This is a genomic window from Thiohalocapsa sp., assembly GCF_019695415.1.
Lineage (GTDB): Bacteria > Pseudomonadota > Gammaproteobacteria > Chromatiales > Chromatiaceae > Thiohalocapsa.
On sequence record NZ_JAIFKJ010000292.1, the window covers coordinates 8688 to 18449 of the forward strand.

Annotated in this window: 9 protein-coding genes and 1 pseudogene; 2 read left to right on the top strand and 8 right to left on the bottom strand. The window is 69.3% G+C overall.

Annotated elements, in window-relative coordinates:
* Positions 1 to 226: 226 nt before the first annotated feature.
* Positions 227 to 811, bottom strand: coding sequence for a DUF3365 domain-containing protein (locus I6U14_RS08505; RefSeq protein ID WP_296898456.1), 585 nt, complete (start codon positions 809 to 811; stop codon positions 227 to 229).
* Between the two features lie 243 nt (positions 812 to 1054).
* On the opposite strand from I6U14_RS08505, the gene I6U14_RS08510 reads away from it, so the two are divergent.
* Positions 1055 to 2869: an asparagine synthetase B gene (locus I6U14_RS08510; protein WP_296898458.1), complete on the top strand. Its 1815-nt coding sequence runs from the start codon at positions 1055 to 1057 to the stop codon at positions 2867 to 2869.
* Positions 2870 to 3183: 314 nt separating this feature from the next.
* On the opposite strand, the gene I6U14_RS08515 is transcribed toward I6U14_RS08510, so the two are convergent.
* The 7 genes and pseudogenes from I6U14_RS08515 to I6U14_RS08545 all read right to left on the bottom strand — a co-directional run bounded on the left by I6U14_RS08515 (position 3184) and on the right by I6U14_RS08545 (position 8407).
* The gene (locus I6U14_RS08515; RefSeq protein WP_296898460.1) at positions 3184 to 3561 is read right to left on the bottom strand and encodes a hypothetical protein; all 378 of its coding nucleotides are present in this window, start codon (positions 3559 to 3561) and stop codon (positions 3184 to 3186) included.
* Positions 3554 to 4189, bottom strand: a complete 636-nt coding sequence (gene parA / locus I6U14_RS08520) for a ParA family partition ATPase (RefSeq protein WP_296898462.1) — start codon at positions 4187 to 4189, stop codon at positions 3554 to 3556. The genes I6U14_RS08515 and parA overlap by 8 nt, the downstream gene beginning before the upstream one ends.
* Positions 4190 to 4363: 174 nt before the next feature.
* Positions 4364 to 4912 (bottom strand): ferritin family protein, encoded by a 549-nt coding sequence (locus I6U14_RS08525; protein WP_296898464.1) that lies wholly within the window; start codon positions 4910 to 4912, stop codon positions 4364 to 4366.
* A complete protein-coding gene (locus tag I6U14_RS08530) occupies positions 4909 to 5805 on the bottom strand; it encodes a thiamine pyrophosphate-dependent enzyme (protein WP_296898466.1) in 897 nt (298 codons plus the stop codon). Before I6U14_RS08530 ends, I6U14_RS08525 begins: the two co-directional genes overlap by 4 nt.
* Complete coding sequence (locus I6U14_RS08535) at positions 5802 to 6521, bottom strand: hypothetical protein (protein ID WP_296898468.1); 720 nt, start codon at positions 6519 to 6521, stop codon at positions 5802 to 5804. Before I6U14_RS08535 ends, I6U14_RS08530 begins: the two co-directional genes overlap by 4 nt.
* A 36-nt stretch (positions 6522 to 6557) precedes the next feature.
* Positions 6558 to 7553, bottom strand: a complete 996-nt coding sequence (locus I6U14_RS08540; RefSeq protein ID WP_296898469.1) for a 2-oxoacid:acceptor oxidoreductase family protein — start codon at positions 7551 to 7553, stop codon at positions 6558 to 6560.
* A 35-nt stretch (positions 7554 to 7588) separates the two neighbouring features.
* Positions 7589 to 8407: pseudogene (locus I6U14_RS08545) on the bottom strand (inositol monophosphatase family protein).
* A gap of 322 nt (positions 8408 to 8729) precedes the next feature.
* Here I6U14_RS08545 and I6U14_RS08550 point away from each other — a divergent pair.
* Entirely contained in the window at positions 8730 to 9542 is an 813-nt protein-coding gene (locus I6U14_RS08550) for an RNA methyltransferase (protein WP_296898470.1), read from the top strand.
* Positions 9543 to 9762: the final 220 nt, after the last annotated feature.

Here is a 9762-nt window from a genome sequence, read left to right on the forward strand (position 1 = left end):
GGCTTGGCGCGGGCGGGTGTGTGTGTGTTGGTCGGAGGGCTGCGGGCGTGCGTCGCGAAGAGCGTGTTTCATGGTGTAAGGCGTGCGAGACCGACGGCGGGGTGCGCCGTTTGTTGCGATGCGCGGACACGTGGGTCCATCGCGCCTTGAGGTCGGGGCCCGACTCCCAGGCGGCCGCCGCGCCTCCAGTTTAACGCCGCGGATCGGCAGCGGCGGCCTACACGGCTTACAGCGGCTTTGACAGCGTGAAAGCGCCGCGGATGTCGCCGAGCGAGTAGCCGCGCGCCTGGTCCTCAGGATAGGCCTTGTCCAGCGCTGCAGCCAGGTCTGGGGTTATGTCCTTACCGTGGCAGGCTAGGCAGACTTCTTGGGTGGGGATCGCTTGCATGTAGCGATAGACCTCGCCGTCCTCGGTGTCGACGACGGACGCATAGCTCATACCCTTTGGCGACTCGCCATTCGCCTTGCGGGCCTCGAACTGCTCCAGCACGTTCGTTTCCCACTCGTCCGGCGTGTTGAGCGCCGTGTTGCGCGTCTTGAGGCTGGTGCGGCCGACCTCCCACCCAGACTGCTCGGAGAGGTCCGCGGCGATGGCGGGCGCCTTGTCCTGGCAGACGGAGACGGCGTTCACGGGTCCACCCGCCTTGAGGGCGGCCTTGAGCTCGCCCTGCAGGGTGGTGGCGAATTCCTTAATGATGGCCTGTGCCTGCTCGGCGTCGTCCTGGGTGGTGGCGACGGCATTGAGCGACAGTGCGCCGACGGCGGCGGCGAGGGCCAGCGCAGAGCCGGCAATCATGGGCTTGTTTGGCATGGGCTACTCCCGGATTGAAAGCTTGATGATCACGGGCGGTGGGGAAACAGCCCGCGCACCCGGGGGTAAGGTTTGTCCCGGGAGGCGCCCTTACAACCACTGCGGGCGCCCGACTATGCGCCCCGAGGTACGGTGTCTGGCTGGGCCAAACTGGAACGGGCCGCTTGCTACCGCGGCGTCGGCCGGGCCGCGTCGCGTATACTCACTGTCCAGTGGTTTCCCGGGGGGCTTATGCAGGGACTGATGGGATGGTTCGGCGCGCTACCGGATCCGGCGGCGTCGAATGCGGTACTGGCGGAGATGGCGGCGGTAGCCGGTGGCGCGGACGCTGTCGACCGCAGCGTTGGCTGTGTTCGTGCTGCGGAGCTTCATGGCGTTGTCAGCGCTGATGTGGGGGGCTGCTACGAGGACGATGAGTGCATCGTCTTAGTGTCCGACACCCGGCACGCGAGCGCCGCTGACCTCGCCGAGCGCTGGCGCCGGGACGGCGAGCGGCTGTTCGAGTCCCTGCATGGCCCCTTCGTCTTGGCGCTGCTGGAGCGCCGCCGCGGCCGGCTGCTGTTGGCGGTGGACCGCGCAGGTGTGCGCGGACTCTATCTGATGCGCCGGCCGGGCTACATCGGCTTCGCGAGCCGTCTGGCCGCACTGCGCGCGCTGCCGGGGCCGGCGCTCGGGGTCAGTGATCAAGCGCTCTTCGAGTACTTATACTTCCACATGATTCCCAGCCCCGGGACCATCTACACTGGGGTCACCAAGCTGTTGCCGGCGCAGGTGGTGACGTTGGGCGGTACCCATGCCGCGGCGCCCGCGCAGACGCGCTTTTATTGGCGCATGCCCTATGCCGATGGCGTTGGGCGTTCGGCCACCGCAGGCGTCGGCGACCTCAAGGCGGAGTTCCGCCGGCTCCTTCCGCAGGTGGTGGGCTCCGCCGGCGCCGGCGCCGGCGGCGGCCGCGTCGGCTGCTTCTTGAGCGGTGGCACCGACAGCTCGACGGTGGCCGGTACCTGGCGGCAGCTGCGGGGGGAGCCTGTGCCCACCTACAGCATGGGCTTCGACGCCGAGGGCTTCGATGAGATGGCCTATGCGCGCATCGCCGCGCAACATTTCGGCACCGCGCCGCGAGAGTATTATGTCACCGCCAGCGACGTTGTGGAGGCAGTGCCCGAGGTGGCCGGTTTCTGCGATGAGCCCTTTGGCAACGCCTCCATCGTGCCTGCTTACCTCTGTGCCCGCTTCGCGCGCGCCGACGGCATCGAGCGCATGCTCGCGGGCGACGGCGGTGACGAGATCTTCGGCGGTAACGAGCGCTACGCCAACCAGTGGCTGTTCGAGCAGTGGGGGCATGTCCCGGCCCCGCTGCGGCGTGCGTTGTCGCCCATGGTCCGCTTGCCGGGCCTGGCCGGCCTGCCACCGGTGCGCAAAGCACGGAGCTACATCGCCCAGGCAGAGGTCCCGCTGCCGGACCGCTTCGAGACCTACAACTTCCTGCACCGCACGCCACTGGCCGACATTTTCGAGCCGGGCTTTCTCGCGCGCGTCGAAACGGGGGCGCCGCTTGCAAACCTGCGCGAGGTCTACGGCCGCACCGCGTCCAGATCCGCCGTCAATCGGATGATGCACCTGGATCTCAAGATCACCCTTGCCGACAATGACCTGCGCAAGGTCAATCAGGCGTGTCAGCTCGCCGGCTTGGACGTGCGTTACCCGCTACTCGACGATCGCATGCTCGAATTCGCGGCCTCGGTGCCGCCCAACATGCAGCTCAAGCGCACGCAGCTGCGCTGGTTCTTCAAACGGGCGTTGGCGGACTTTTTGCCTGAGCAGATCATCAATAAACGCAAGCACGGCTTCGGCCTGCCGGTGGGGCCCTGGACGCGCGACTATGCGCCGCTTAGGGCGCTCACGCACGAAAGCATCGCCTCGCTCAAGCAGCGCGGCATCGTCCGCGCCGACTACATCGACTGGATCGAGCGGCAGCACCTGGAGGCGCATGCGTCATACTACGGGGTCATGCTCTGGGTTCTAGTCATGTTGGAGCAGTGGCTGCAGCGACACTGAAGATCCCGTGCCCCTGATCACCGACATCGCCGAACTGAAGCGGTTTTGCCGCGGGCGCGTGTCGCGGGTCGGCGAGCAGTCCGACCTTCCCCTAGACTTGGTCAAGGCGCGCCGCATCCGCGGGGTTTTTGGGACGGCCACTTCATTCTGAAGGGCGCCTCGGGCGAGGCCGGCGTCACCCGTACGCTGGAGATTATCCACAAGGTACTGGATGTGACCATGGGGTTCTGCGGCGAGCGGGACGAGGCCGGTCTCGGGCGGCACAATCTGCTGCTGCCGGCGGATTTCCGGTCGCGGTGGGCTCGAGTCTGGGCTCAGTCCGGCCAGACCCGCCCCGGGCTGCGGTACGGATCATGCTCAGCCGGTGCGCCGGGGTAGGCGGCGGGCTGCGGGCGCTCGGTGGCGAACATGGGGTACGGCGCCGCGGTGGTGGCGCTGCGCCTCGCTGTGGTCCCCCGCTTCGGCTCCGCCTTTTTGGCTGGCGCTTTCTTTGCGGCCGTCTTGCGTGCGGGCGCCTTTTTGGCGCTGGCCTTACGCACGGAGGTCTTGGGCGCCGGCGCCTCTCCTGGCTCGGGCGATGCGGCGCTGGCCGCTGGCACAGCGGCCGGCGTTTTGCTCGCGGCCTCATCGCCGGCCTTGGCCTTGCGGATGGCGTCGAGCAGGCGTTGGCCCGTGCGGTTGCTGTCAGCCATGATCGAGGAGCTCCGTCAGCAGTTGATGAATCTCATCGGCGGCATCGCGGCCGCGCTTGCCCGCTTGGAAGACGCTTCTGCCCTCCAATGCGCAATGACGGTGGATAGAGCGCCGGCGGATGCCAATGGCGGCAACGGGCAGGTCCAGCTCCAGCGCAGCGTCCGGCATGAGCCGCGAGAGCGTGGTGCGCGGCTCCAGCTGGCTCATGACGATGAGCGCCTTGAGCCCTGGATTCTCCGGGCGCAGGCGCTCGATGACCTTCGCAATGTGAGTGGTGGCCCAAAGGTCCATGGGCGAGGGCTGCACCGGCACCAGTGCGTGATCGGCGAGCCGGAGGGCCTGCTCCGCTTGCGGCGCCTTGATGGACGGTGGGCAGTCGATGACCACGTAGGCGTTGGCCTCGCGCAGGGCCTGCACGGTTTTGGGCAGGCCCATCGCCGCCGCGACGACGTCCGGCAGGCCGTTGTTCTCGGTGCCGGTGAGCCGCCATTGGTAGGCGGATTGCTGCGGGTCCGCGTCCAGGATGACCACGGTCTCGCCGCGCTGCGCGAGCCCGGCACCGAGATTCAGGGCCAGCGTCGTCTTGCCGGTGCCGCCCTTGTTGCCGACGACGGCGATGATGCTCATGGGTTGGTGGTCATGGGCGGGCGCGCTGCGGATGGCGGCGCGGATCTCTGTGCTGGCGTTTCCTTCGTCGGGGTTGGGACGGAAGGATACGCGGGGTGGGCGCGGGGTCAAGCCGCTCGAGCTTTCTTGACGTCAGCTCGCTCTGCGGCGCGCGCGCCAGCGTGGCGGCGCGCGTCAATCCGGTATGTGCGGCGGGTCCAGATCCTCGGGTGCCGACCGTTGCGACCCACCGGCCGCCGTGAGCATGGACTCCAGCAGCGCCACGTGCTGGGCTTCTTCGGCGGCCATGGTGCTGGCGAGGCGCCGCGCCTCGGCATCGGTGGCGCTGGCCGCCACATGCAGATAGTAGGCGTGCCCGCGGCGCTCGTTGTGCAGCGCCACGGCGATAGCCTCGGTGGTGCTCATCTGGTAGCTCACATTCGCGTCCAAGCAGTCTGAGCCTTCGGGGGCGTCTGGGCACTCCCACTTGAAGGCCCAGGGCGGAATGCGCGGCAGGGTCATGTCGCCGGCGTGCTTGGCCACATCCTCGGCGTGTTGGCCGCTCAGGGCCGCCAGGCGCCGGAACAGATCGGCCACGTCCACGTTGTGATGTACGGCCATGCTGTCGGCGAGCTGTTCGTAATGGGCTTGAGATGCGTACTCCAGCTCCAGGGCATGGGCCAGCAGCTCAGCGACGGACGCGATGACGGTATCGGACGCGGCCGGGGCAGCGGGTGGGCTCATCGGCAGTGCTCCGCTTCGATGGCGGCGAGCCGCTCGTTGGTTGTCAGTGTATCGGCGGCATCCGCGGTCACGCCCGCGGTGTAGACGGGGATCTCCTGCTCAAAGAGTACGCCGAGACCCAGGCCGTCGTCCCGCTGGATCAGCTCTGCGGCCTCGGCGGCGTCATGAGCGGGGCCGAGCTCACAGCCATGGACGAGCTGCTTCCATGCCTGCTGCTCCGGGCGGAAGGTGCGGCAGGGGCTCAGCACATGGACGAACGCGAAGCCGGGATGCTCGATGGCTGCCGCCAGCAGGCGCGTTAGACCATTTGGGTCACCGGCATAGCCGCGGGCGATAAAGCTCGCGCCGGCGGCCAGCGCAATGGCCGCCGGCTGGAAGCGCCGCATGCCGGTACCGTGGGGGGTGAGTTTGCTGCGGCACCAGTCGGGCTGCGTCGTCGGCGAGGCCTGGCCTTTGGTCATGCCGTAGACCTCGTTGTCCATGACGATGTAGGTGAGGTCCTGGTTGCGGCGGCAGGCGTGGAGGAAATGATTCCCACCGATGGAGAAGCCGTCGCCGTCGCCGCCGGCGGCGATGACCGTCAGCTCCGGGCGCGCGGCCTTGAGTCCAGTGGCGAGCGGCAGAACCCTTCCGTGCACGCCATGGAAGCCGTGCACGGCCAGATACGCCGGCAGCCTCGACGAGCAGCCGATGCCGGAAACCACCGCTACCCGCTCCGGCGGCAGCTCCAGGTAGGCGAGCGTCTTGGTCAGCGCCGCGAGCACGCCGAAATGCCCGCAGCCGGGGCACCAGACGGGCTTGACGTCGGACTTGTAGTCTTTCGCCCGCAGGCTCGGGATGCTCGCCTTGTGGCGCTCGGCGATGCGGTTCGCGGCGTCGTCGCCTACAGTCACTGGCTGTCTCCGTCGGAGTCCATGAGCGCTGCTGCGGCGGCGGCGATCTCGCCCGGGCGCAGCGGCAGCGGCCCGGGCTTGGCAAGGGAGTGGGCGCCGGCCGGCAGCGCCTGCTCCGCATGCAGATAGTGGTAGAGCTGGGCGCCGTGATTCTGCTCTACCACCAGCACCCGGGCGCGGCCGATGGCAGCCAACAGTGCCTCTTGCTGCAGCGGCGCCAACAGCCGCAGCGCCAGCGTGCGCACGGCCAGGCCCGCGGCCGACAGCCGTCCGGCCGCCTCCACCACGGCACCCCGGCACGCGCCGAAGGTAAGCAAGCACAGCTTGGCGTCCGCGGCGCCGGTGATCTGTGCCCAGTCGGGCCCATAGTCGTGTGTCAGCAGCTTGCGCCGGCGCTTATCCAGCTGCGCCTTGTGATCTGCCGCGCGGCTGGACGGGGCGCCAGCGGGGTCGTGCTCCAGGCCGTCCGCGGTGTAGGCCAGGCCCGTCTCGCCTGGCACGGACATGGGGGAGATGCCGTCAGCGGTGACGGCATAGCGCCGGAAGGGGCCATCGCCGGCGGGGGCTGCATGGTGCACCGGCGCCACGGCCGCGGGTGCCGGCCCGCCCACCCTCCGAGCTTGCCCGCGCGCCTGGTCCGCCAGCCCGATGGCTGCGGTCTGGAGCTGCCCGGCCAGCTGCCCGGCCCCAGCGACCGGGTGCCCGCAGGCGGCCATGCCCACCCCCGACCGCCCCAGGTGCCGCCAACACCCCTATAGGCCGTACAGCGCCGCGTTCAGGTCGGATTGCTCGGATTTGGTGGGGATGCCCGTGCTCGGCCCGCCGCGCATGACATCCACCACGACGATGGGCGTCTCGCTCGCCACCGCGAGGCCGATGCCCTCCAGCATCAGGCTGAGTCCCGGGCCGGATGTCGCGGTGAGCGCCGGTACCCCGCCGAAGGCACTGCCGATGAGCATGTTCACCGACGCCAGCTCGTCCTCCGCCTGGAGCAGAGTGCCGCCGACGCGCTCCAGGCGCGGTGCCAGCCACTCCAGCATCTCGCTGGCGGGTGTGATGGGATAGGCGGCGACGAAGCGCACGCCGGCGCGCAGGGCGCCGAGCCCGGCGGCCTCGTTGCCGTTGATGTGCCAGCGCTGCGGGACTGCTTGCGGCGGCGGCCCCGGCTCTCGGAGCCGGTCCTCGGGCGCCGTCAGCGCATGGCCGGCCTGGATGCAGGCGCAGGCGGCGTCCACCACTGCCTGGCCCTTGCTCGACAGGGTGCGCCCGGCGGCGTCCAGCAGGGCCGGCAACGGCAGCCCGGCAAGGGCACCCGCGGCGCCCACAGCCACCATGTTGGCGCGTCCGCCGTCGCGCTCGCCGGCGCTGGCCGAGAACCCGATCTCCCGCAGCTTCGCATCGCTCTCAACCACCGCGGCGGACGGCGGGCCGACGGTGGGATCGGTCAGCACCAGGCTGTCGGCATCGAGCGGAATCTCGTCAGCGAAGCGCTCGTGATTGGCCCAGTCCAGCGCTGCCAGCAGATCGCAGTGGTCCCCGGCGCAGTGCACAGGCTCGGGGCCGAAGCGCAGCAGCGCCGCCGACTCCCCGCCCCGGATCTGCGGGCCGGCACTGCGCCTGAGCAGACCGTAAAGTCCGGCTGCAGCGACGGCCTCGAGCAGGATCAGGCCGGCGGTGACGGCGCCGCTGCCGCCGGCGCCGGTAACGGCGACGGTGAGGGGTGCGGAGGGGTCTCTTGGACCGGGCATGGCGCCAGAGAAAGGGCCGGGGAGGGCGCCGGTCCTCAGGCGGGCAGATCGGGACCGAGGCAGGGGCGCAGGCGCTGCAGCATCGCCTTGTGCACCTTGGGGCCGCCGGCGACGACGTTGCAGGTATCGAAGTGGCGCTCGCTGCCGGCGAGGTCCGTCACCATGCCGCCAGCCTCCGTCACCAGTAGGGCGCCGGCGGCGAAGTCCCAGGGCCGCAGGCCCAACTCCCAGAACCCATCCAAGCGGCCCGCGGCGACATAGGCGAAGTCCAGCGCCGCCGAGCCTGGCCGGCGCACGCCGGCAGTGTCCTTGATGATGACCTCCAGCATGGGCAGGTAAACCTTGAGCTGCTGGTCGTCCCGGAACGGAATGCCGGTGCCGATGAGCGCGCCCTCCATGCCGCGGCGCTGGCTGACGCGGATCTTGCGATCGTTCAGCAGGGCTCCACCGCCGCGCTCGGCGGTGAAGAGCTCCTCATGCAGCGGGTCGTAGACGACGCCGAGCTGCATGAGCCAGCGTTGCCGCAGGCCAATCGCGATGGCCCACTGCGGAAAAACGTGCAAGTCATTGGTGGTGCCGTCCAGCGGGGAGATGACCCACTCTCATTCATTCCGTGCACACCGGCACCTGCCGGCGGCGTGGCTGCCGCTCTTCTCGTCGATGATGGGGTGGTCCGGGGACTTCTCGCGCAGGACCTCGATGATGGCCGCCTCGGCGGCGCGGTCCACGTCGGAGACGAAGTCGTTCCGGCTCTTGGACTGGACCTTGAGGGCGTCCGCGCGGTCGAAGAAGCGCATAGTGATGCGCCCGGCGGCGCGTGCGGCGCGGACGGCGATATTCAGCATGGGCGACATGCCGGCACCATAGCGCAAGCTCCGGGTGATTTAGAAGCTGCTGATGCACTTTCTCCTGCGCCGGGTCAGGCAAGCGGGCCATCTCCGACCGGGTAGTGGCGGCTACGCAGTGTGCTCATGTGCTGCTGCAAGCCGCCGGCGTCCGACCAACCCTTTGAGTGTTGACGTCGTAAGCCCCCAGCCCATGACCGAGCAAGTCCACAACCTGATCATGGAGCACCCCCACCAATCCGCCGCCGCATGCCCACCGCGTCGCCGCGAGTTGGCATACTGATCCCTTCTCCACTGCACTCGCGACCTGAAGGGGTCCTGGGAGGCGCGCTTGCCAACCGATCAGAGTCCGGCTGAAGACACATCGACCGGCACGCCCGGCGGCCCGCTGGAGCGCATCCGCTTCGTGCTGGTGGAGACGAGCCTCTCCGGCAACATCGGCGCCACCGCCCGGGCCATGAAGAATATGGGCTTGTCGCGCATGGCCCTGGTGCGCCCCAAGCTCGGTGCCCGCTTCGCCGATGCCGATGCCGTCGCGCGAGCTTCCGGGGCTGACGACCTGTTGGCGGCGGCGACGCTGCACGATGATCTGGCAGATGCGCTCGCCGGCTGCCGGCTGGTGGTGGGCTCGAGTGCCCGGGCACGGTCGCTGGAATGGCCGGAGCTGGACGCCGCCGGCTGCGGCGCTAGGCTGGTGGCCGAGGCGGCTCATGGCGACGTGGCCCTAGTGCTGGGCCGCGAGAGTACGGGCTTGAGCAACGACGAGCTGGCCCTCTGCCACTACCTGGTGCGCATCCCCACCGATCCGGATTTCAGCTCGCTCAACATCGCCGCCGCCGCGCAGGTGTTTGCCTACGAGATTCGCCGCAACTTGCTCGCGGGCGCCGACAAGTCCACCGGTCCCGATGACCGCCCAGACCTCGCCACCGCCGAGGAAATGGATGGCTTCCATGCCCACCTGATGCAGACACTGATTGCCATCGGCTATGCCGATGCTGAGCAGTGCAACACCCTGTCCCGGCGGCTGCGGCGGCTCTTCCATCGCGCCCGGCCGGACCGCACCGAGCTCAACATCCTGCGCGGTGTGCTGGCGAAGATGGCCGGGCGGCCAGGCCGGCCCGGCGTCCCGCGTCGGGATGCGTAGGTCGGCGCTGAGCGGCAGCGAAGCCCGACAGGCGGTCACCGCACCTGTCGGGCCTCCTGACGTCGGCACCGACCTACGCCCGCTGACTCACGCGAAGGTGCTTTGCTTCTTCAGCGGATACTCCCGGATGGGCTTGCCTGTGGCGGCAAAGATGGCGTTGGCCAGAGCGGGCTTGGACGGCGGTGTGCCCGGCTAGCCGACGCCCGCAGGGGGGTGGCCC

Bases quoted from the DNA above. Each gene is read 5' to 3' on its own strand.
- I6U14_RS08505 (WP_296898456.1), bottom strand. From the start codon at position 811: ATGCCAAACAAGCCCATGATTGCCGGCTCTGCGCTGGCCCTCGCCGCC.
- I6U14_RS08510 (WP_296898458.1), top strand. From the start codon at position 1,055: ATGGGATGGTTCGGCGCGCTACCGGATCCGGCGGCGTCGAATGCGGTA.
- I6U14_RS08515 (WP_296898460.1), bottom strand. From the start codon at position 3,561: ATGGCTGACAGCAACCGCACGGGCCAACGCCTGCTCGACGCCATCCGC.
- parA (WP_296898462.1), bottom strand. From the start codon at position 4,189: ATGAGCATCATCGCCGTCGTCGGCAACAAGGGCGGCACCGGCAAGACG.
- I6U14_RS08525 (WP_296898464.1), bottom strand. From the start codon at position 4,912: ATGAGCCCACCCGCTGCCCCGGCCGCGTCCGATACCGTCATCGCGTCC.
- I6U14_RS08535 (WP_296898468.1), bottom strand. From the start codon at position 6,521: ATGGCCGCCTGCGGGCACCCGGTCGCTGGGGCCGGGCAGCTGGCCGGG.
- I6U14_RS08540 (WP_296898469.1), bottom strand. From the start codon at position 7,553: ATGCCCGGTCCAAGAGACCCCTCCGCACCCCTCACCGTCGCCGTTACC.